Annotated in this window: 18 protein-coding genes; 13 read left to right on the top strand and 5 right to left on the bottom strand. The window is 61.4% G+C overall.

The features are described from left to right. The first annotated feature begins 142 nt into the window (after positions 1–142). Both ilvA and V6Z53_RS01020 read left to right on the top strand, forming a co-directional pair. Entirely contained in the window at positions 143–1,657 is a 1,515-nt protein-coding gene (ilvA, locus tag V6Z53_RS01025) for a threonine ammonia-lyase, biosynthetic (RefSeq protein ID WP_338583732.1), read from the top strand. Between the two features lie 39 nt (positions 1,658–1,696). Beyond that, a complete protein-coding gene (locus V6Z53_RS01020) occupies positions 1,697–2,122 on the top strand; it encodes a DUF2269 domain-containing protein (RefSeq protein WP_338583731.1) in 426 nt (141 codons plus the stop codon). A 104-nt stretch (positions 2,123–2,226) separates the two neighbouring features. On the opposite strand, the gene V6Z53_RS01015 is transcribed toward V6Z53_RS01020, so the two are convergent. Beyond that, positions 2,227–2,883, bottom strand: coding sequence for an HAD family hydrolase (locus V6Z53_RS01015; protein WP_338583730.1), 657 nt, complete (start codon positions 2,881–2,883; stop codon positions 2,227–2,229). 143 nt (positions 2,884–3,026) lie between these two features. Here V6Z53_RS01015 and V6Z53_RS01010 point away from each other — a divergent pair, with 143 nt between their 5' ends. Together V6Z53_RS01010 and ptsP are read left to right on the top strand one after the other, a co-directional pair. After that, complete coding sequence (locus tag V6Z53_RS01010; RefSeq protein WP_007897732.1) at positions 3,027–3,506, top strand: RNA pyrophosphohydrolase; 480 nt, start codon at positions 3,027–3,029, stop codon at positions 3,504–3,506. Between the two features lie 22 nt (positions 3,507–3,528). Beyond that, on the top strand, positions 3,529–5,808 hold the full coding sequence (gene ptsP, locus V6Z53_RS01005; RefSeq protein WP_338583729.1) for a phosphoenolpyruvate--protein phosphotransferase: 2,280 nt from the start codon (positions 3,529–3,531) through the stop codon (positions 5,806–5,808). 152 nt (positions 5,809–5,960) lie between these two features. Here the strand turns inward: ptsP and V6Z53_RS01000 are convergent, their stop codons facing one another. Continuing rightward, positions 5,961–6,707: an NRDE family protein gene (locus tag V6Z53_RS01000; protein WP_338583728.1), complete on the bottom strand. Its 747-nt coding sequence runs from the start codon at positions 6,705–6,707 to the stop codon at positions 5,961–5,963. Between the two features lie 132 nt (positions 6,708–6,839). On the opposite strand from V6Z53_RS01000, the gene V6Z53_RS00995 reads away from it, so the two are divergent. The 3 genes from V6Z53_RS00995 (at position 6,840) to V6Z53_RS00985 (ending at position 9,532) form a co-directional block, all read left to right on the top strand. Next, entirely contained in the window at positions 6,840–7,622 is a 783-nt protein-coding gene (locus tag V6Z53_RS00995) for a sulfite exporter TauE/SafE family protein (protein ID WP_338583726.1), read from the top strand. A gap of 76 nt (positions 7,623–7,698) precedes the next feature. Beyond that, the gene (gene lgt / locus V6Z53_RS00990) at positions 7,699–8,511 is read left to right on the top strand and encodes a prolipoprotein diacylglyceryl transferase (protein WP_338583725.1); all 813 of its coding nucleotides are present in this window, start codon (positions 7,699–7,701) and stop codon (positions 8,509–8,511) included. A gap of 49 nt (positions 8,512–8,560) precedes the next feature. Beyond that, a complete protein-coding gene (locus V6Z53_RS00985) occupies positions 8,561–9,532 on the top strand; it encodes a thymidylate synthase (protein ID WP_338583724.1) in 972 nt (323 codons plus the stop codon). 124 nt (positions 9,533–9,656) lie between these two features. Here V6Z53_RS00985 and cadR read toward each other — a convergent pair whose 3' ends face one another. Further along, on the bottom strand, positions 9,657–10,106 hold the full coding sequence (cadR, locus tag V6Z53_RS00980; RefSeq protein ID WP_075946353.1) for a Cd(II)/Pb(II)-responsive transcriptional regulator: 450 nt from the start codon (positions 10,104–10,106) through the stop codon (positions 9,657–9,659). 84 nt (positions 10,107–10,190) lie between these two features. Between cadR and V6Z53_RS00975 the strand changes: the two genes are divergently transcribed. The 6 genes from V6Z53_RS00975 to V6Z53_RS00950 all read left to right on the top strand — a co-directional run bounded on the left by V6Z53_RS00975 (position 10,191) and on the right by V6Z53_RS00950 (position 18,133). Then, a complete protein-coding gene (locus V6Z53_RS00975; protein ID WP_338583723.1) occupies positions 10,191–12,449 on the top strand; it encodes a heavy metal translocating P-type ATPase in 2,259 nt (752 codons plus the stop codon). 16 nt (positions 12,450–12,465) lie between these two features. Further along, positions 12,466–13,329: a LysR family transcriptional regulator gene (locus V6Z53_RS00970; protein WP_338583722.1), complete on the top strand. Its 864-nt coding sequence runs from the start codon at positions 12,466–12,468 to the stop codon at positions 13,327–13,329. Between the two features lie 224 nt (positions 13,330–13,553). Beyond that, on the top strand, positions 13,554–14,630 hold the full coding sequence (locus tag V6Z53_RS00965) for a putative 2-aminoethylphosphonate ABC transporter ATP-binding protein (protein ID WP_338583721.1): 1,077 nt from the start codon (positions 13,554–13,556) through the stop codon (positions 14,628–14,630). Further along, the gene (locus tag V6Z53_RS00960) at positions 14,630–16,354 is read left to right on the top strand and encodes a putative 2-aminoethylphosphonate ABC transporter permease subunit (protein ID WP_338583719.1); all 1,725 of its coding nucleotides are present in this window, start codon (positions 14,630–14,632) and stop codon (positions 16,352–16,354) included. The genes V6Z53_RS00965 and V6Z53_RS00960 overlap by 1 nt, the downstream gene beginning before the upstream one ends. 39 nt (positions 16,355–16,393) lie before the next feature. Continuing rightward, positions 16,394–17,419, top strand: a complete 1,026-nt coding sequence (locus tag V6Z53_RS00955) for a putative 2-aminoethylphosphonate ABC transporter substrate-binding protein (RefSeq protein ID WP_015097240.1) — start codon at positions 16,394–16,396, stop codon at positions 17,417–17,419. Between the two features lie 156 nt (positions 17,420–17,575). Next, complete coding sequence (locus V6Z53_RS00950) at positions 17,576–18,133, top strand: phosphonate degradation HD-domain oxygenase (RefSeq protein WP_338583718.1); 558 nt, start codon at positions 17,576–17,578, stop codon at positions 18,131–18,133. Positions 18,134–18,261: 128 nt separating this feature from the next. On the opposite strand, the gene V6Z53_RS00945 is transcribed toward V6Z53_RS00950, so the two are convergent. Continuing rightward, entirely contained in the window at positions 18,262–19,638 is a 1,377-nt protein-coding gene (locus V6Z53_RS00945) for a GTPase/DUF3482 domain-containing protein (protein ID WP_338583717.1), read from the bottom strand. After that, positions 19,631–21,001: a DUF2868 domain-containing protein gene (locus V6Z53_RS00940; RefSeq protein WP_338583716.1), complete on the bottom strand. Its 1,371-nt coding sequence runs from the start codon at positions 20,999–21,001 to the stop codon at positions 19,631–19,633. Before V6Z53_RS00940 ends, V6Z53_RS00945 begins: the two co-directional genes overlap by 8 nt. Positions 21,002–21,080: the final 79 nt, after the last annotated feature.

The raw sequence follows: 21,080 nt of genomic DNA, 5'->3' as shown, positions 1-21,080 counted from the left end.
CTCCGGAAGCGGGCAAGGTAAGAACGGAAAGGCCGGCATTATAGCCCCATGTCGGGCTAAAACCTCTGTATTCGTGTGGTCGTCCGCCCAAAAGCCGGGTTAGACTCCTTGGTCCTGCCCAGCCGCTCAGTGATGCTTTCCGATGCTTGAACAGTACGTCAAAATGATCCTCAACTCGCGCGTTTATGACGTTGCCGTTGAAACCCCGTTGCAGACTGCCCGCCAGCTCTCCGAGCGGTTGGGCAACGATATCTGGCTCAAGCGTGAAGACTTGCAGCCGGTGTACTCGTTCAAGATTCGCGGCGCGTACAACAAGCTGACCCAGCTGAGCGATGAAGAACGCGCTCGCGGCGTGGTCACCGCTTCGGCGGGCAACCATGCGCAAGGCCTGGCCCTGGCGGCCAAGGTGTTGGGCGTGAAAGCGACCATCGTCATGCCCAAGACCACCCCCGAGATCAAGGTCGAAGGCGTGCGTTCGCGCGGCGGCAAAGTGGTGCTGCACGGTGATTCGTTCCCGGAAGCCCTGGCCTACTCGCTGAAACTGGTCGACGAAAAAGGCTACGTCTACATTCACCCCTACGACGATCCCCACACCATTGCCGGGCAGGGCACGGTGGCCATGGAGATTTTGCGCCAGCACCCGGCGCCTCTGGATGCGATTTTCGTCCCGGTCGGCGGTGGCGGTCTGATCGCCGGTATCGCGGCATACGTGAAGTACCTGCGTCCGGACATCAAGGTCATCGGCGTCGAACCGGATGATTCCAACTGCCTGCAAGCCGCCATGGCGGCCGGCGAGCGCGTGGTGCTGCCGACCGTGGGCATCTTTGCCGACGGCGTAGCGGTGGCGCAGATCGGTCAGCACACTTTTGATATCTGCAAAGACTATGTCGATGAAGTGATCACCGTCAGCACTGACGAAATCTGCGCGGCGATCAAGGACATCTACGACGATACCCGCTCGATCACCGAACCTGCCGGCGCCCTGGGCGTGGCCGGGATCAAGAAATACGTCGAGCAGCGCGGCGTCAGCGGCCAGACCTTCGTCGCCATCGACTCCGGCGCCAACGTCAACTTCGACCGTTTGCGCCACGTCGCCGAGCGCGCCGAACTCGGTGAAGGCCGCGAAGCGATCATCGCCGTGACCATCCCCGAGCAGCCGGGCAGCTTCAAGGCGTTCTGCGAAGCTATCGGCAAGCGCCAGATCACCGAATTCAACTACCGCTACAACACCGGCAGCGAAGCGCACATCTTCGTTGGCGTGCAGACGCACCCGGAAAACGACCCGCGCAGCGCGTTGATCGCCAGTCTGAGCGAACAAGGTTTCCCGGTGCTGGACCTGACCGACAACGAACTGGCCAAGTTGCACATCCGTCACATGGTCGGTGGCCGCGCGGCGCATGTGGTTGACGAGGTGATCCTGCGCTTCGAATTCCCGGAGCGGCCGGGTGCGCTGTTCAACTTCCTCAACAAGCTCGGCGGGCGCTGGAACATTTCGATGTTCCACTACCGCAACCACGGTGCGGCAGATGGCCGTGTGGTTGCGGGCCTTCAAGTGCCTCACGATGAACGTCATCTGGTACCGGCGGCGCTGGAAGAAATCGGCTACCCGTACTGGGATGAAAGCGACAACCCGGCCTATCAGCTGTTTCTTGGCTGAACGGCTACGCTGATGGGCAAGGCATAAGGAAATCGAATCATGGAAACGTTAACGGCCCTGAAAATGGCGCACATGGTGGCAACGGTGGTGTTGTTGCTGAGTGCGTTGGGCTTGGGTATCTGGGTCTGGCGCGCGCGACATAACGGCGACGCGACGGCGGGCAGCCGCACCCTGCAACGGCCGCGAGTGTTCATCTGGTTGTTGATGGGGCTGGCGTTGCTGAGCATGCCGTTTACCGGCTGGGGGATGGTGCATCTTGTCGGCTGGCCGTTGGGACAGACTTGGTTGTTGGCGTCGAGCGTGCTGTACACCGTGGCGGCGCTGGCGTGGTTCTGGTTGCTGGTGCGGCTCAACAAACTGCGCAAGGCGCCGGGTGGCGTGGGTAAATTTACCTTTGCCTTGGCGTTGTTCAGTTTTGTCTGCTTTATCGCGATTGCCGGGTTGATGGGTGCCAAGCCGGTTTAATGCTTGAGACCGAGTTGACTCCTTCGCGAGCAAGCCCGCTCCCACATTGGTTCTGTGAACGACGCAAACCTCCTGTGGGAGCGGGCTTGCTCGCGAAGGCGTAATCAGTCGCGCAATGAAATCACCGGCCAGCCACGCTTCTCGGCCTCGGCCCGCAGATTCGGATCTGGATCAACCGCCACCGGATTCGCCACCTGCTCCAGCAACGGCAGATCATTCATCGAGTCGCTGTAGAAATAGCTGTCTTCCAGGTTGTACCCGGTCTCTTCCAGCCAACGATTCAACCGTGTCACCTTGCCTTCACGGAAGCACGGCACGTCGGTGCTGCGCCCGGTGTAGCGGCCGTCGAGCATTTCGCATTCGGTGGCGATCAGGGTTTCGACGCCCAGGCGTTCGGCAATCGGGCCTGTGACGAAGCGGTTGGTGGCGGTGATGATCACCAGCATGTCACCAGCGTCGCGGTGCTTTTTCAGCAGTTCGATCGCCTTGGGCAGCATGATCGGTTCGATGCAGTCGCGCATGTAATCGCTGTGCCACAGATCCAGCGTGGCCATTTCGGTGCGGCCGAGCACTTCCAGGCAGAAATTCAGGTAGGCGGCGTTGTCCAGCCTGCCGGCCAGGTAGTCCTGGTAGAACTCGTCGTTGCGTGTCTTGTAGGCAACGGCGTCGAGGAAGCCGCGCTCACACAGGTAATCGCCCCAGGCGTGATCGCTGTCGCCACCCAGAAGCGTGTTGTCCAAGTCGAATAAAGCCAGCCGCATTGCAGTTACTCGCTGAAAAGTCTGTAGAAAGGCGTCCAGAATACGGACTTTTCACAAGAGTGCACATAAGGTCGGCCGGCGCGTTGCTGCCTTCACAACCTTTGTGGAACAATGCGGCGACATGCGTTTGCGAGGTTGTTGCCGTGATCGACCCCGATGGTTTCCGTCCTAATGTCGGGATCATTCTCACGAATGATGCCGGCCAGGTGCTATGGGCTCGCCGAATCAATCAAGATGCCTGGCAGTTTCCTCAAGGTGGGATCAACCCCCAGGAGACGCCGGAAGACGCCTTGTACCGCGAGCTGAACGAAGAAGTGGGCCTGGAGCGCGAAGATGTTGAAATACTCGCCTGCACCCGGGGCTGGTTGCGCTATCGTTTGCCGCAACGTCTGGTCAGGACTCACAGCCAACCGCTGTGCATCGGCCAGAAACAGAAGTGGTTTCTCCTGCGCCTGATCTCCAACGAGCAGCGGGTGCGGATGGATTTGACCGGTAAACCGGAGTTCGATGGCTGGCGCTGGGTCAGCTATTGGTATCCGTTGGGCCAGGTGGTGACATTCAAGCGCGAGGTGTATCGACGCGCTCTCAAAGAGCTTGCCCCGCGCCTTTTAGCGCGCGACTGACGACGGAGTTCGACCCCGAGCCATGCTCAATACGCTGCGCAAGATCGTCCAGGAAGTTAACTCCGCCAAGGATCTCAAGGCGGCGTTGGGGATTATTGTGTTGCGCGTCAAAGAGGCCATGGGCAGCCAGGTCTGCTCGGTCTACCTGCTTGACCCCGAGACCAACCGTTTCGTGCTGATGGCCACCGAGGGCTTGAACAAGCGCTCGATCGGCAAGGTCAGCATGGCGCCCAATGAAGGTCTGGTTGGCCTGGTCGGCACGCGTGAAGAACCCCTGAACCTCGAAAACGCCGCGGATCACCCGCGCTACCGCTACTTCGCCGAGACCGGTGAAGAGCGTTACGCCTCGTTCCTCGGGGCGCCGATCATTCACCACCGTCGCGTCGTCGGCGTGTTGGTCATCCAGCAAAAAGAACGCCGCCAGTTCGATGAAGGTGAAGAAGCCTTCCTCGTGACCATGAGCGCGCAGCTTGCCGGCGTTATCGCCCACGCCGAGGCCACCGGTTCGATCCGTGGCCTGGGCCGCCAGGGCAAAGGTATCCAGGAAGCCAAGTTCGTCGGCGTACCGGGTTCGCCGGGTGCGGCGGTCGGTACGGCGGTGGTCATGCTGCCTCCAGCCGACCTGGACGTGGTGCCCGACAAGACCATCACCGACATCAGCGCCGAACTGGGCCTGTTCAAGACCGCCATCGAAGGCGTACGCGCCGACATGCGCACCTTGTCCGCCAAGCTCGCCACGCAGTTGCGCCCGGAAGAGCGCGCCTTGTTCGACGTTTACCTGATGATGCTCGACGACGCGGCGCTGGGCAGCGAAGTGACCACGGTGATCAAGACCGGCCAGTGGGCCCAGGGCGCGTTGCGCCAGGTGGTCACCGATCACGTCAACCGTTTCGAATTGATGGACGACGCCTACCTGCGTGAGCGCGCATCCGACGTCAAAGACCTTGGTCGTCGCTTGCTTGCGTACTTGCAGGAAGAGCGCCAGCAAACCCTGGTCTATCCCGACAACACCATTCTGGTCAGCGAAGAACTGACGCCGGCCATGCTCGGCGAGGTGCCTGAAGGCAAGCTGGCGGGTCTGGTCTCTGTGCTCGGTTCCGGCAACTCCCACGTGGCGATCCTGGCGCGTGCCATGGGCATTCCGACGGTGATGGGCCTGGTCGACCTGCCGTATTCCAAGGTCGACGGCATCCAGATGATCGTCGACGGCTATCACGGCGAGGTCTACACCAACCCGAGCGACGTGCTGCGCAAGCAGTTCGCCGAGGTGGTCGAAGAAGAGAAGCAACTGGCCCTCGGGCTGGACGCCTTGCGCGATCTGCCGTGTATCACGGTCGATGGCCACCGCATGCCGCTGTGGGTGAACACCGGGCTGCTGGCGGACGTGGCGCGGGCGCAGAAACGCGGCGCCGAAGGCGTTGGCCTGTACCGCACCGAAGTGCCGTTCATGATCAACCAGCGTTTCCCGAGTGAAAAGGAACAGCTGGCGATCTACCGCGAGCAACTGGCCGCGTTCCACCCGCAACCGGTGACCATGCGGACGCTGGACATCGGCGGCGACAAGTCGCTGTCGTACTTCCCGATCAAGGAAGACAACCCGTTCCTCGGCTGGCGCGGCATTCGCGTTACCCTCGACCACCCGGAAATCTTCCTGGTGCAGACCCGCGCCATGCTCAAGGCCAGCGAAGGCTTGAACAACTTGCGGATTCTGCTGCCGATGATTTCCGGCATCCATGAGCTGGAAGAAGCCCTGCACCTGATTCACCGGGCTTGGGGCGAAGTTCGCGACGAAGGCTGCGACGTGCCGATGCCACCGATTGGGGTGATGATCGAGATTCCGGCTGCTGTTTATCAGACCAAGGAACTGGCGCGACAGGTCGACTTCCTGTCGGTCGGCTCCAACGACCTGACGCAATACCTGCTGGCCGTGGACCGCAACAACCCACGCGTCGCCGACCTCTACGACTACTTGCACCCGGCGGTGCTCCAGGCTTTGCAGAACGTGGTGCGTGACGCCCATGCCGAAGGCAAGCCGGTGAGCATCTGCGGCGAGATGGCCGGTGATCCGGCGGCGGCGGTGCTGTTGATGGCGATGGGTTTCGACAGCCTGTCGATGAACGCCACCAACTTGCCGAAAGTGAAGTGGATGCTGCGTCAGATCAATTTGAGCAAGGCCAAGGAATTGCTCGCCGAGCTGATGACCATCGACAACCCGCAGGTTATCCACAGCTCGCTGCAACTGGCGCTGAAGAACCTTGGGTTGGCGCGGATGATCAACCCGGCGGCGATCAAGCCCCTCTGATGGCCTCTGTGGCGAGGGAGCTTGCTCCCGCTGGAGTGCGAAGCGCTCCTAATCCGGCTACTGCGTTTTATCAGGAAAACCGCAGTGGCTGGTTTACGACTGCTTCGCAGCCGAGCGGGAGCAAGCTCCCTCGCCACAGTTCATTGCCGGATTCAAATCTTTATCTCCACTTCCCCCAAATGCCCGCCATACGGCCCAAAACTCCGTTCAACCAAATGCCGTGACCCATCCGCCTGCACGATCAACGCCGTACTCGCCCGCGTCCCATAACTCTGGCTGGCAATAAACACGCTCGACAGCAACGTCTCGGTCGCCAATCCGACGCCGGTATCCGGCAAGTCGGCAAATGGTGCGGTCTGCGCGTCGCTCAATAACGCCAACAGCGCCTGAGGCTGAGGATCGTCCAGCACCTCGCTCAACGCCGCCCTGGCCTTGAGCAGTTTCGGCCACGGCGTATCCAGCCCTGCGTTCGACAACCCATAAACCCCCGGTGTCAGCATCACCGCTTCCGATTCCCGGGCATTGAAGTGCCAGAGCTCGTTATTGTTGCCAATCAGCAGATTAAAACCGCCATATTCCGGCGATCGTGCGACAACGTCGGTTAAATAGTCGTCAATCGGCAGACTCCCGTTAAGAAAGCGCGCCACCAGTTCACCGCGGGACTTGCGCCCCGGCGGCCGATGCGGATCACGGATATTGGTCAGCGCAGCAAAGCGCCCGTTGGCACCGACCCCGAGCCAGGTACCACCGGCCTCCAGGTCGCGGCCGGCGTAAACCTGCGGTGCGTCAGACCATTGCGCCAGCGGCAGGCTGGGGCGGGCGTAGAATTCGTCGCGGTTGGCCGCCACGATCAGCGGCTGGGCATGACCCGGTCGCCAGGCGAAAACAATCAGGCACATAAGGTGGTCCTTGTGTGTTTTTTGCCCACTCTACGCAGTCATCGTGCGGGTATCCATCGCCATCCAGTGGAGCCCGAGGCCATGCATCCGTTACCATGCCGCTCCGGTTTTGGGGTTGGGTGGGGAAACAGCATGGAATTTCTGCTCTATCTGGCGCTCGGCGCCTGCGCCGGGGTGTTGGCCGGGTTGTTCGGCGTCGGCGGCGGGATCATCATCGTCCCGGTGCTGGTGTTCAGTTTCACCTTGCAAGGTTTCGACGCATCGATCCTGACCCACCTGGCCGTCGGCACGTCGCTGGCGACGATCATCTTCACCTCGGTCAACGCGGTGCGCGAGCATCACCGTCGCGGCGCGGTGCGCTGGCCGATCTTCGTGTGGATGACCGTGGGCATCCTGATCGGTGCCGGTTTTGGCGCGCTGACCGCCGAAGCGATTTCCGGGCCGAACCTGCAGAAAATCATCGGTGTGTTCGCCCTGGTGATCGCCGTGCAACTGGCGCTGGAGGTCAAACCCAAGGCCAGCCGAACGGTGCCGGGTAAAGTCGGTCTGACCGTCGCCGGCACCGTGATCGGCTGGGCCTCGGCGATTTTCGGCATTGGCGGCGGCTCGCTGACCGTGCCGTTCCTGACCTGGCGCAGCGTGCCGATGCAGCAAGCGGTGGCGACATCATCGGCCTGCGGCCTGCCGATCGCCTTGGCAAGTGCATTAAGTTTCATGATTCTGGGCTGGCACGATCCGTTGCTCCCGGCCCATAGTCTCGGTTTTATTTATTTGCCGGCGCTGCTGGGCATTGCGCTGACCAGCATGGTCTTCGCCCGCATCGGTGCGCGACTGGCCCACAGATTGTCGCCAAAGTTGCTGAAAAGGCTGTTTGCCGCTTTGCTGTTCTGCGTTGGCCTGAGTTTCCTGCTCTGACGCACAGCACAATCCTGGCTTAATCCTGAGGTGGCAGCGTCGCCCGGGAATTGATTTGAACTCATGAGGAGTCGCAATGCTGCCTTACCCGCAGATCGACCCGGTGGCCCTGGCCATCGGTCCGCTGAAAATCCACTGGTACGGTCTGATGTACCTGATCGGCATCGGCGGCGCCTGGCTGCTGGCGTCCCGCCGGTTGAACCGCTTCGACCCGACCTGGACCAAGGAGAAACTCTCCGACATGGTGTTCTGGATGTCGATGGGGGTGATTGTCGGCGGTCGTCTGGGCTATGTGCTGTTCTACGATCTGAGCGCCTACCTCGCCAACCCGACGCTGATCTTCGAAGTGTGGAAGGGCGGCATGTCATTCCATGGCGGCTTCATCGGCGTGATGCTGGCGGCGTTGTGGTTCGGGAAAAAGAACAACAAATCGTTCTTCCAGCTCATGGACTTCGTTGCACCGATGGTGCCGATCGGCCTGGGCGCCGGGCGCATTGGTAACTTCATCAACGCCGAGTTGTGGGGCAAGCCGACCGACGTGCCGTGGGCGATGGTTTTCCCGCCGTTCAGCGATCCGGCGCAGCTCGCGCGTCACCCGTCGCAGCTGTATCAGTTTGCGCTGGAAGGCGTGGCACTGTTCCTGATCCTGTGGCTGTTCTCGCGCAAACCGCGGCCAACCATGGCGGTATCGGGGATGTTCGCGCTGTTCTACGGCATTTTCCGTTTCATCGTCGAATTCGTTCGCGTGCCGGACGCGCAACTGGGCTATCTGGCCTGGAACTGGCTGACCATGGGTCAGGTGCTGTGCGTGCCGATGATCCTCGGCGGGCTGTTCCTGATCTGGCTGGCGTATCACCGCGCCCCGGCGACTCCAGCGGCAGCCGTATAAAATTCGGACCCCGCAGCGACGGCTGCGGGTTCAAGGACACAGGTAATTCATGAAGCAATATCTCGAACTGGTCGCCCACGTCATCAAGAACGGCACCAAACAGGCCAACCGCACCGGCGTGAACACCATCAGTTTTCCCGGCGCCATGCTGCGTTATGACCTGCAGGAAGGTTTCCCGGCGATCACTACGCGCAAGATGGCCTTCAAATCGGCGATTGGCGAAATGTGCGGTTTTCTGCGTGGCGTGAACAACGCTGCCGAATTCCGCGCGTTGGGTTGCAAGGTCTGGGACCAGAACGCCAACGAAAACGCCCAGTGGCTGGCCAACCCGTTCCGCCAGGGCGACGATGACCTCGGTGAGATCTACGGCGTGCAATGGCGCAAATGGCCGGCGTACAAGCAGATCCCGGTCAGCAACCCGGCTGCCATCGAGCAGACCCTGAAGCAAGGCTACCGCCAGATCGCTGAAGGCGAAGAAAACGGCCAGGCCTACGTGGTGTTGTACAAAGCCATCGACCAGGTTCGCCAGTGCATCGACACCATCATCAAGGACCCGGGCAGCCGCCGCATCCTGTTCCACGGCTGGAACTGCGCCCAGCTCGATGAAATGGCTCTGCCGCCGTGCCACCTGCTGTACCAGTTCCACCCGAATGTCGAGACCAAGGAAATTTCCCTGACCCTCTACATCCGCTCCAACGACCTGGGCCTGGGCACGCCGTTCAACCTCACCGAAGGTGCTGCGCTGCTGAGCCTGATCGGTCGCCTGACCGGCTACACGCCACGCTGGTTCACCTATTTCATCGGTGATGCCCACGTCTACGAAAACCACCTGGACATGCTCAACGAACAGCTCAAGCGCGAGCCGTTCCCGATGCCGAAATTGGTGATTTCCGACCGCGTGCCGGAGTTTGCCAAGACTGGGGTGTATCAGCCGGAGTGGCTGGAACTGGTAGAGCCGAGCGACTTCTCGCTGGAAGGCTATGAACACCACGCGCCAATGACCGCGCCGATGGCGGTCTGAAGGCCTGATCAAGATCCTGTAGGAGCCGAGCTTGCTCGCGATGGCGGTAGCACATTCAACATTAATGTGACTGACAAACCGCTATCGCGAGCAAGCTCGGCTCCTACAGGGTTATGGTGAGTGTTCAATGGCCGTGACTTCGGCCCACATGTGAATGCTCAACCTCCGTCGCCACAACCCCGCCACTCACTTCCAACCGCTGCAAAATCCCGCATTGATCGACATCCGGCCCTTCGCCGCAGCGTTGGCGCAGGTCGAGCAGTTGTGCCTGCAAGGCCAGCAGACCGTCGATCCGTGCTTTCACATGATGGATATGCTCGTCGATCAACGCGTTGACGCTTTCGCACTGATCCTGCGGACTGTCACGAAGCGCCAGCAGGCTGCGGATTTCTTCGAGGGTCATGTCCAGGGTGCGGCAATTGCGGATGAAGGTCAGGCGCTCGGCGTGGGCCTGGGTGTAGACGCGATAGTTGCCATCGCTGCGGGCCGGCTCCGGCAGCAGGTTTTCGCGCTCGTAATAGCGGATCGTTTCCACGGCGCAATCGGTGAGTTTCGCCAGTTCTCCGATCTTCATGACGACAATCTCCAAAAGGGTGCTTGACCCTATAGTGGCTACAGGGTCTTTACTTGGCAACAGGTACTCTTATGGACGCAACCAATGAGCGATTCCCTGCACAGCCACAAACCTGACGATGCTTGCTGCGGCAGCAAGCTCAAGCCCGTGCCCAAACACGTACATGGCGGCCATGGTGATTCCTGTTGCTCGACGAAAGCCGAAGCGCCCGCGCTGATCCAGTTGAGCGAAGCGCCAAGCGCCGATGCGCGGCTGAGCCGTTTCCGCATTGAGGCCATGGACTGCCCGACCGAGCAGACGCTGATTCAGAACAAACTAAGCAAACTGACCGGGGTGCAGCAGCTGGAGTTCAATCTGATTAACCGCGTGCTCGGCGTGACTCACAACCTGCCGGGCACCGCGCCAATCATCGACGCCATCAAATCCCTGGGCATGCAGGCCGAGCCGCTGGAGCAGGGCGTCGAGGCACCGGCACCGGCCCCCGAGAAAAAAGCCTGGTGGCCATTGGCGTTGTCCGGCGTTGGTGCGTTGGTGGCTGAAGTGATCCACTTCACCAGTGCCGCGCCGAACTGGGTGGTGGCGATCATCGCACTGGCCTCGATCCTCAGCGGCGGCCTCGGCACCTATAAAAAGGGCTGGATTGCCCTGAAGAATCTCAATCTGAACATCAATGCGCTGATGAGCATTGCGGTAACCGGTGCGATCCTGATCGGTCAGTGGCCGGAAGCGGCGATGGTGATGTTCCTGTTCACCGTGGCCGAGTTGATCGAAGCCAAATCCCTGGACCGCGCGCGCAATGCCATCAGCGGCCTGATGCAGATGACACCGGAGCAAGCGACCGTATTGCAGCCCGATGGCAGTTGGGTGGCGCAAGACGTGAAAGCCATCGAGCTCGGTGCGCGGGTGCGGGTGCGTCCCGGCGAACGCATTGCGCTGGATGGTGAAGTATTGGCGGGCAACTCGACCATCGATCAGGCACCGATCACCGGTGAAAGCCTGCCCGTGGAAAAAACCATCGGCGACAAGGTGTTCGCTGGCACCATCAATCAGGCCGGTTCGCTGGAATATGCCGTAACGGCGGCAGCGAACAACTCGACCCTGGCGCGGATCATCCACGCGGTCGAGCAGGCCCAGGGCGCGCGGGCTCCAACCCAGCGCTTCGTCGACAGCTTCTCGAAAATCTACACGCCGGCCGTGTTTATCCTGGCGCTGGCGGTCGCGGTGATTCCACCGCTGTTCATGGATGCGTTGTGGTTCGACTGGATCTACCGCGCCTTGGTGTTGTTGGTCGTCGCCTGCCCCTGTGCACTGGTGATCTCGACGCCAGTGACCATCGTCAGCGGCCTCGCGGCGGTGGCGCGCAAAGGCATTCTGGTCAAGGGCGGCGTCTATCTGGAGAGTGGCCACAAGCTCGATTACCTGGCACTGGATAAAACCGGAACGATCACCCACGGCAAACCGGTGCAGACCGATTACCTGTCGTTGGACCCGACGGCGGACGAATCGGCCCCGGCCATTGCCGCCGCGCTGGCCGCACGTTCTGATCACCCGGTCTCGCTGGCCATCGCCAACGCAGCTGTGGATAAACAATACGCGCCGCTGATTGTGGATAACTTCGAAGCGCTGGGCGGTCGCGGGGTGCGCGGCGAGATCAACGACCAGCTCTACCATTTGGGCAACCACCGCTTGGTTGAAGAGTTGGGCCTGTGCTCGCCGGCATTGGAAGAAAAGCTCTTCGCGCTGGAAAAACAGGGCAAGTCCGTGGTGTTGCTGCTCGACCGCTCCGGCCCGCTGGCGCTGTTCGCCGTGGCTGACACGGTGAAGGAATCCAGCCGCGAAGCGATCCGGCAATTGCACGCCTTGGGCATCAAGACCCTGATGCTCACCGGCGATAACGTCCACACCGCGCAGGCGATTGCTGCGCAAGTCGGCATCGACGAGGCCAAGGGCGATCTGTTGCCCACCGACAAATTGCAGGCGATCGAAGCACTGTATGCGAAAGGGCATAACGTCGGCATGGTCGGCGATGGCATCAACGATGCGCCGGCGCTGGCCCGTTCCGAGATCGGTTTCGCCATGGCCGCCGCCGGCACCGATACCGCCATCGAAACCGCCGATGTTGCCCTGATGGACGACGATCTGCGCAAGATTCCGGCATTCATTCGCCTGTCGCGACAGACCTCCAGCATCCTCAAGCAGAACATTGCCCTGGCATTGGTCATCAAGGCGATCTTTCTTGGGGTAACCTTCGCCGGGCTCGCTACCATGTGGATGGCAGTGTTTGCCGACATGGGCGTGAGCCTGTTGGTGGTGTTCAATGGTTTGCGCCTGTTGCGCAAATAAAGGATGAGGGACGATTGTGCTGAGTGCCGAGCTGAAGGCGTTTTACATGGTTACCCGTCTGGGCAGCATCACCCAGGCGGCGAAGAAGCTCGGCCTGAGCCAGCCCACGGTGACGACGCAGATCCGCAACCTTGAAAGTCAGTATTCGGTGGAACTGTTCTACCGTGGCGGTCGTCGCCTGAGTGTCAGCGATGAAGGCGCGCGGCTATTGCCGATGGTGAAAACGCTGATGCAGCAGGAAGCCGACATCGAGTTTTTCCTGCGCAACTGCGGTCAGGTTCAGGGCACGTTGCGCATTGCCGCCACGGCGCCGTATTACATCCTCGATCTGGTGAAGACCTTCCGCGAACGCTTGCCGCAAGTGGAGGTGTCGGTGGAAATCGGCAACTCCCAACAGGTGCTTGAAGCGCTGGAGGATTACCGCGTCGATGTCGCGGCGTCCTCGCAGTTGCTGGAAGATGCGCGGTTGATTCGCCGGGTGCTCGGCAGCGATCCGCTGGTGCTGGCGGTACATCGCAATCATCCACTGGCGGCACATGACCATGTGCCGCTCAGCGCACTGGCCGGGCATACCTTGTTGATGCGCGAGCCGGGTTCGACCACTCGCCGCATGACCGAAGAGTTACTGGCCGGTGCCGGCGTGAGTGTCGGGCCGTTGCTGGAGATTGGCAGTCGCGAATCGATCCGCGAAGCGGTGCTGCGCAACATTGGCATCAGCCTGATTGCCCGACAGGAAGTGCCCCACGATCCGCAACTGCGGGTGCTGACCATCGAGAATGCGCCGTTGCTGCCGGAGTATCTGTATTGCCTGAAGGAGCGAAAAAACGCACGGCTGCCGGCGGCGTTTCTGGGGTTGGCGCAGGAAATGTCTCCGGCTTAGATCTTTGTGGCGAGGGAGCTTGCTCCCGCTGGGCTGCGAAGCGGCCCCAAAAAAGGGACTGCTGCGCAGTCCAACGGGAGCAAGCTCCCTCGCCACAGGTACTCATTGCTTTTATTAGCCAACCAAAATCCTCGAATACCACTATCGGCAGTTTTTGCCTTACTGCCACATGACGGACTCATTACAACTCTAGGATGGCCCCATCTGCTAGATGAGGTCCGTCCATGAACAGCTCGATCGCAACTGCCCTGACCAACCCCGGCGCACCGATGAAAGTGCGCGGCGTACAGAAGCGCTTTGGCGCCTTTACCGCGCTGGATAACGTGTCCCTCGACGTGGCGGCCGGTGAACTGGTCTGCTTGCTCGGCCCGTCGGGCTGCGGCAAAACCACCTTGCTGCGTTGCATCGCCGGTCTGGAGAAGCAGGACAGCGGCGAGTTGTTCCTGGGTGACCGCGACGTTTCCCATCTGGCACCGCAGGCGCGGGACTACGGCATTCTGTTCCAGTCCTACGCGTTGTTCCCCAATCTCACCGTCGAAGCGAACATTGCCTACGGCCTGGCCGGCAGCGGTCGTGATCAGGTGCGTCAGCGCGTTGGTCAGATGCTGGAACTGGTTGGTCTGAGCGGCAGCGAGAAAAAGTACCCGGGCCAGTTGTCCGGCGGCCAGCAGCAGCGGGTTGCACTGGCCCGCGCGTTGGCACCGGCGCCTTCGCTGCTGCTGCTCGACGAACCGATGTCGGCTCTCGACGCCCGCGTTCGCGAGCATCTGTGTACTGAGCTGCGACAACTGCAACGCAGCCTCGGCATCACCACCCTGATGGTCACCCACAACCAGGACGAAGCCATGCTGATGGCCGACCGCATCGCCGTGATGAACAACGGCAAGGTCGAGCAGTACGCTACGCCGCAGGAAATCTACAACCGCCCGGCCACGCCGTTCGTGGCGGAGTTCGTTGGTCAGGGCAACTGGCTGCCGTTCCACAGCAGCAGCGACAGCCATGCCCAGGTCGGCGGAATGAACATGCGCCTCGCCGATGGCAGCGCCAAGACCGCATCGGGCCGGCTGTTCTGCCGCCCTGAAGCGATCAACGTCAATCCTGTGGTGCACGAGGAAAACCTGTTCCCGGCCAAGGTTCGTGAAATCACTTTCCTCGGCAACCGCTGCCGCATGAGCTTCGAACTCGATCACCTGCCGGGTCACGCCTTGTTGGCCGAACTGGCACCGGAAGCCATGCCGCGCCTCGGCGCGCAGCAGATCATGGTCGCCTTGCCGCCGCGCAGCCTGCAGGTGTTTGCCTGATGAGCGCGAACATCGCGCTGCCGATCCCGCACAAGCAAGCTCGGCAGATTTCCCGCGCCGAGATCGGTGACCGGATCTTCGTGGTCGGCGGCAAAGTCCTCTTGCTGGTGTTGCTCGGTGTCGCCGTGTTGATGCCGTTGTTGGCGATCTTCTGGCGTGGCTTCAGTTCCGAGGCCGGGCAGGGTGGGGGCTGGCTCGCGGCGAAGGAACTGGTGAGCAGCGACAATTTCCACTGGTTGCTGGGTAACAGCCTGAAGGTTTCCCTCAGCGTCGCGGCCATCGTCGTACCGCTGGCTTACCTGTTTGCCTACGCACTGCAACGCACGTTGATTCCGGGCAAAGGTATCTGGCGTGGTATTTCGCTGCTGCCATTGATGGCGCCGTCGATGTTGCCGGGGATTGCACTGGTTTACCTATTCGGCAATCAGGGCATGTTGCGCGGGCTGGTCTCGGACAACATCTATGGCTTCTGGGGCATTGTGCTCGGCGAGGTGATCTACACCTTTCCACACGCCTTGATGATTTTGCTGTCGGCGCTGTCCCTGGCGGATGCGCGACTGTTCGATGCCGCTTCGAGCATGGGCGCCAGTCCTGCAAAAGCCTTCCGCAGCATCACCTGGCCGGCGACGCGTCAGGCTGTTTTCGCCGCGTTCTGTCTGGTGTTCACCTTGACCATCACCGACTTCGGCGTGCCCGTGGTGGTCGGGGGCGATTATCAAGTGCTGGCGCTGGAAGCCTACAAGGCGGTGGTCGGCCAGCAACAATTCGGTCGCGGCGCGTTGATCGGCATGGTGTTGTTGCTGCCGGCGCTGTTCAGCTTCGGGGTCGATGCCTGGTTGCGTCGGCGCCACGGCGACTCCATGAGCGGTCGTGCGCAAGTGTTCAAACCGCTGCCATCGAAGCTGCGCGACGGGTGCTACCTGACCATCGTGCTGCTGATCTGCGCCACGTTGCTGCTGGTGTTCGGCATGGCGGTGTTCTCGTCCCTGGTGAAGTTCTGGCCGTACAACCTGTCGCTGTCGCTCAACCATTACCAGTTCAACGATACCGCCGGCGGTGGCTGGCTGGCCTACGGCAACAGCGTGAAGATGGCGTTGTGCACGGCGTTGATCGGCAGCGTGTTGATCTTCACCGGCGCCTACCTGATGGAAAAAACCAAGGGCCAGCGTGGGCTGAATCTGACACTGCGCATGCTCAGTTTCGTACCGATGGCGGTACCGGGTCTGGTGCTGGGTTTGGGTTATGTCTTCTTCTTCAACCTCACCGGCAACCCGCTGCACGTGCTTTACGGAACCATGACCCTGCTGGTGGTCTGCACCATTGCTCACTATTTGACCACCGCGCAAATGACCGCCACCACTGCGCTGCGCCAACTCGACGCCGAGTTCGAAGCCGCCGCGCTGTCGCTCAAGGCGCCGCTGTACCGCCACTACTGGCGCGTCACCGTGCCGATTTGCCTTCCGGCGCTGCTGGACATCGTGCGCTACCTGTTCGTCTCGGCCATGACCACCGTTTCGGCGGCGATCTTCCTCTACAGCCCCGACACCATCCTCGCGGCGGTGGCGGTGCTGAACATGGACGATGCCGGCAACGTCGGCGGCGCGGCGGCGATGTCGACCCTGATTCTGTTCACCTCGGCGGGCGTGTCCCTGCTGCTGGCCTGGGCCTCGCGCGGTTTGCTGCGCCGCTCACAGGCCTGGCGGCAGACCGCGCCCGGTCATTGAATCTGCACAACCCCTCAACTCAAAAAACAGGAAAAGATCATGTTCAAGCCTATGGCCCTGGCCGCTGCTGTCCTCACCGCTTTCAGCCTGAACGCCTTTGCGGCGAAAACCGAGTTGACGGTGTACACCGCCCTCGAAGCCGAGCAACTGAAGACCTATAAAGAAGCTTTCGAGAAGGCCAATCCGGACGTCGAAATCAAGTGGGTGCGCGATTCCACCGGCATCATCACCGCCAAACTGCTGGCCGAAAAAGCCCGTCCGCAGGCTGACGCCGTGTGGGGCCTGGCCGCTTCCAGCCTGGCGATTCTCGATCAGCAAGGCATGCTGCAAAGCTACGCACCGAAAGACCTGGGCAAAATCGGCGCTAACTACCGCGACGCCGCCAACCCGCCAGCCTGGGTCGGCATGGACGTCTGGGCTGCAACCATTTGCTTCAACACCGTCGAAGCCGAGAAGCAGGGCCTGACCAAACCCGTGAGCTGGCAAGACCTGACCAAGCCTGAGTACAAGGGCAAGATCGTCATGCCGAACCCGGCGTCGTCCGGTACCGGGTTCCTCGACGTCAGCGCCTGGCTGCAAACCTTCGGCGAGAAGCAGGGTTGGGCCTACATGGATGGCCTGCACCAGAACATCGGCCAGTACGTTCACTCCGGTTCCAAGCCATGCAAACTGGCGGCCGCTGGCGAATTCCCGATCGGTATTTCCTTCGAATACCCGGCCGTTCAGTTGAAGCGCCAAGGCGCGCCGCTGGACATCATCCTGCCGAAGGAAGGCCTGGGCTGGGAGATCGAAGCGACTGCCGTGATCAAAGGCACTGCCCACGAAGAAGCGGCGAAGAAACTGGCTGACTTCTCGGCCAGTCCAGAGGCGATGGAGCTCTACAAAGAGAACTTCGCTGTGCTTGCGCAGCCGGGCATTGCCAAACCGCAGACCGAACTACCAGCCGACTACGAGCAGCGTTTGATCAAGAACGACTTTGCGTGGGCCTCGAAGAATCGCGACGAGATCCTGACCGAATGGCGCAAGCGTTATGACGGCAAGTCGGAGAAAGTGGCGGCCAAATAAGATCTTTATCGGCTGACAGGGCCTCATCGCGGGCAAGCCTTGCTCCTACAGTATTTGCGTCGTATGAAATTTCGCGATCGACGCATAACTTGTAGGAGCAAGGCTTGCCCGCGATAGCGATTCCAAAACCGGCAGAATTTTATCGGGAGACTTCTGATGGACCGCAACGAACAAGTGATCGCCGAAGTATTCGGACTATACGAACGCTTCGGCGCCGACGATTACATCGGCGAGCCGGTGTCGCAGATCGAGCACATGTCCCAGGCTGCCGAACTGGCCATGGCCGAAGGTTTCGATGATGAAGTGGTGCTGGCCGCGTTCTTCCATGACATCGGGCATATCTGTGCCGAAAGCGCCGAGAACATGGGCGGCTTCGGTGTGGTTAGTCATGAGCGCCTGGGTGCGGATTACCTGCGCCGCGCCGGCTTCAGCGAACGCATGGCGCGGCTGGTCGAATACCACGTGCAAGCCAAGCGTTATCTGACGCTCAAGGAGCCTGGTTACTACGAGCGGTTGAGCGAAGCCAGTCGCCGGACCCTGGAGTATCAGGGTGGGGTGATGACAGCTGAAGAGGCCGAGGCGTTCGAAAAAGACCCGCTGTGTGAAGTCAGTTTGCGCATGCGCCAGTGGGATGAATTGGCGAAAGAGATGCACGTGCCGGTGATTGATCTGGCGGTGTTGAAGGACAAAGCGGTGCGGTTGTTGGCAGCGTGAGCCTTTAAATCGAGTCGCTGCCATCGCTGGCAAGCCAGCTCCCACAAGGATTTTTGGTGCCACAGATCTCGTGTGCACCAGAAAACCCTGTGGGAGCTGGCTTGCCAGCGATAGGGCCCAATCAGACGCTACAAAACTGTAGCCAAAGACTCAACCTGCTCCTGCCGCTCCGCCTGATTCAACTTCGGATGCGGATTGAGCGACGACCACTGCGGATGCGCCCGCGCCTTGCTTAGCGCTTCGGGCAACTTGCCTTCGCGCCAGCCCTTGTCTTGCGGCGTGGCCACCTGAATGCTGTCCATCGCCGCATGCCCACGGGCCTCCAGCGCTTGCAGCAATTGCCGTTGGCGCAGCGCCAACAGTCGCAGCACGTTGTCATCGACGGTCAGTTCACGCTGGCCCTTGATCTTGCCCAGCAAGCGGCTGCCATAACTGCGCGCAGTTTGCAGGGCGCCGCCGGCAATCGCTCCAGCCAGTGCGGCGGCGCCGAGGGTGATGCCACCGACCAGCAAATCCACCCCGGCTCCGGCAGCGGCACCTGCGGCGATACCACCGCCGACCCGCACGCCCAGTTGCTTGAGGGTTTCCGGGTTGAACAAGTCATCGCCCCAACGACCATCAAGCAGCGGCAAATCGCTGGCTGCGGCATCCTGTGGGCGGAAGGCGTAGAGCTTGAGCAACGCTTCCACGCAGCGCTGCTCTCGTTGACGTACGGATTTGCGCAGTTCGCTGATCGCTTGCTGTTCCTGTTCGGCATCGCTGACCACGCTGCGTCGGCAGGCCGCGCAATCGATCAACAATTCGGCGATCAACCGCGCAGCGCTTTCTTGGCGGGCCAGGCGTTGTGCCTGTTGATCGGCGATCAGGCGTTCCAGTTGCGGTCGCGCGGTTTCCAGAAGCAGGGCGAGGCTTTCATAGAGGCGGCGCTCGCCATCCTCTGGCGGCGCGACGCTGTCGAATCGCACCAGTGCATGCAGACCCAGCCGCGCCAGCGCTTCACGCCATGCCGGTTCGCGATGGTTGGTGCTGCTGACGAAATTCAGCACCGGCAGCAGCGGTTTACCGCAACTGGCCAACACTTCCAGCTCATCGCGATACTTGGCCAGCACCGGCTCCCGGGCGTCGATCACGTAGAGCCCGGCATCCGAGGCCAGCAATTGGCGCAGGACTTTGGCTTCCTGCTCGAAACGCTGTCGCGCTTCACTGCCATCGAGGAAACGAGCTAGCCGCGCCGGACCGTCGAGGCGTTCGCCCGGACGCTCCAGGCGTTCGAGGTAATCGAGCAGGGCGATGGCGTCTTCCAGGCCGGGCGTGTCGTAGAGGTCGAGCAACGGCTCGCCGTCCACCGACAGCCGCGCGCCTTCGACATGCCGCGTGGTGCTGGGACGGTGGGACACTTCGCCGAAGCCGACATCGCGGGTCAGGGTGCGCAAGAGTGAGGTTTTGCCGACGTTGGTGTGGCCGACGACGGCGAGTTTCAGAGGCTGCTTGTTGGCGTCAGTCATGACCCGTCTCCAGCCAGTTCATCGGTGCGCAATCGGCGAACGGCAGCTCCAGCTGTTGCAACGCCACATGCCAATCGCCGAGACGGTCCGCGTCCAGCGCTTCGCCGGGCGGTGCTTGCAGCAACCACACACGGGTGGCGCTGGCGCTGCGGGCCAGTTCGGCGATCAATGCAAGGCTGCCGCGATCCGGCGAGCGCCGTGGATCGCACGCAATGGCCAGCCGCGCCGGAGGAAAACGACTCAGCTGTTCGAGCAATTTGTTCCGCGATTCACGGCTGTCGAGGATGCCGGCGTTGCTGATGTTTTTCGGCAGTTGCGGTGGCCACGGGCGATCATCGTCCAGTTCGATGGCGACCAACAGCGCGCCATCGCTTTGCTGTTCACTGACGCCGCTTTCCACGCGATGAAGTTGCTCCGGCGCGGCATCGCTGACGCCGAGACGCTCACTGGTAGGCATCAACCGTTCGCGCAGTTGCGCATAGCCTGGCAGGTTCAAATCCAGATGCAGGGCCGCTTTGCCGGATGTCCAGCGCCATAGGCAAAACATGGCGAGCAACAAGCGCGGCACCACGCCGTATACCAGCAGCACGCCCACCAGCCATGTGGCCCAGGCCTGTCGGGCACTTTCGATGTTCAGTGCGGCATCGCCACTGGCGCGGATCATTTCCTCGGTCGGCACGCTGAAGCCGAGGAGGGCCGGCAGTGCGCCGAGTGCCTGGGTCACGGCAATAAAGGTGTCGGCGCTGAGGATCGTGGTTTCCCAGACGAAGCCATAGCGCCGGGTCGCCATCAGCGTCAGCAGGATTACCAGCGCGCTGACCATCGCCAGCAACCACAGGCTGTTGACCAGCGCGCCGATGGCCCAGCGATTGAGCTTCTGCCGTTGCAGCAACAGCAGCAGGGCCGGCGCCAGTTGCGCGGCTTTGGCATCCCGGGCGAATTTTTCACTCAGCCACAACCACAAGCGCCCGAGGCTGGCGCCGTGTTCACCCGCAAACACCAGCCCCAGCGCCCAGCTCAACAATAGAATCAGATTGAGCCCGAGCAGGCTGCCCAAGGCCCAAAACACATTCACCGGGTGCAGGCCGTCGCCCATTGCGGCAAAGGCAAGGCCCGCGCCACTGACCACGGCCAGCACTGCCATTACGATCAGTGCCAGTCGCGCGCCTTGCAGCCAGTGTTTGAGTGCGTCGCTCAAACCATCGCGTTCCGCCAGCCACAGGGCACGGCGCTGAATGCGCGTCGGCAAATCACCGCCCGCGCTGCGGGCCAGTCGGTTGGCTTCCAGATCTTCCAGAGGGCCGGCGTGCTCTTCGCGCAGGCGGATGGTTTCTGTCAGCCAGAGGTTATTCAGTTCAGTCACGCGGCATCCCGTCGCTTAAATGAGCTGTGAGCATAACCGTTGTGGCGCTTATCGGCGAAAGCGAGGCTCTGGTATCCTC

It is taken from the genome of Pseudomonas sp. MAG733B (assembly GCF_036884845.1).
In the GTDB taxonomy this organism is placed as follows: domain Bacteria; phylum Pseudomonadota; class Gammaproteobacteria; order Pseudomonadales; family Pseudomonadaceae; genus Aquipseudomonas.
This window is presented reverse-complemented; position numbering and strand designations above follow the sequence as displayed.

What these genes read in the sequence shown, in the direction of transcription:
- V6Z53_RS00995 (WP_338583726.1), top strand. Translation starts at nt 6,840, where the DNA reads ATGGAATTTCTGCTCTATCTGGCGCTCGGCGCCTGCGCCGGGGTGTTG.
- ptsP (WP_338583729.1), top strand. Translation starts at nt 3,529, where the DNA reads ATGCTCAATACGCTGCGCAAGATCGTCCAGGAAGTTAACTCCGCCAAG.
- V6Z53_RS00945 (WP_338583717.1), bottom strand. Translation starts at nt 19,638, where the DNA reads ATGACTGACGCCAACAAGCAGCCTCTGAAACTCGCCGTCGTCGGCCAC.
- V6Z53_RS00985 (WP_338583724.1), top strand. Translation starts at nt 8,561, where the DNA reads ATGAAGCAATATCTCGAACTGGTCGCCCACGTCATCAAGAACGGCACC.
- V6Z53_RS00950 (WP_338583718.1), top strand. Translation starts at nt 17,576, where the DNA reads ATGGACCGCAACGAACAAGTGATCGCCGAAGTATTCGGACTATACGAA.
- V6Z53_RS00975 (WP_338583723.1), top strand. Translation starts at nt 10,191, where the DNA reads ATGAGCGATTCCCTGCACAGCCACAAACCTGACGATGCTTGCTGCGGC.
- V6Z53_RS01020 (WP_338583731.1), top strand. Translation starts at nt 1,697, where the DNA reads ATGGAAACGTTAACGGCCCTGAAAATGGCGCACATGGTGGCAACGGTG.
- V6Z53_RS01015 (WP_338583730.1), bottom strand. Translation starts at nt 2,883, where the DNA reads ATGCGGCTGGCTTTATTCGACTTGGACAACACGCTTCTGGGTGGCGAC.
- V6Z53_RS00965 (WP_338583721.1), top strand. Translation starts at nt 13,554, where the DNA reads ATGAACAGCTCGATCGCAACTGCCCTGACCAACCCCGGCGCACCGATG.
- V6Z53_RS00955 (WP_015097240.1), top strand. Translation starts at nt 16,394, where the DNA reads ATGTTCAAGCCTATGGCCCTGGCCGCTGCTGTCCTCACCGCTTTCAGC.
- lgt (WP_338583725.1), top strand. Translation starts at nt 7,699, where the DNA reads ATGCTGCCTTACCCGCAGATCGACCCGGTGGCCCTGGCCATCGGTCCG.
- V6Z53_RS00960 (WP_338583719.1), top strand. Translation starts at nt 14,630, where the DNA reads ATGAGCGCGAACATCGCGCTGCCGATCCCGCACAAGCAAGCTCGGCAG.
- ilvA (WP_338583732.1), top strand. Translation starts at nt 143, where the DNA reads ATGCTTGAACAGTACGTCAAAATGATCCTCAACTCGCGCGTTTATGAC.
- cadR (WP_075946353.1), bottom strand. Translation starts at nt 10,106, where the DNA reads ATGAAGATCGGAGAACTGGCGAAACTCACCGATTGCGCCGTGGAAACG.
- V6Z53_RS01000 (WP_338583728.1), bottom strand. Translation starts at nt 6,707, where the DNA reads ATGTGCCTGATTGTTTTCGCCTGGCGACCGGGTCATGCCCAGCCGCTG.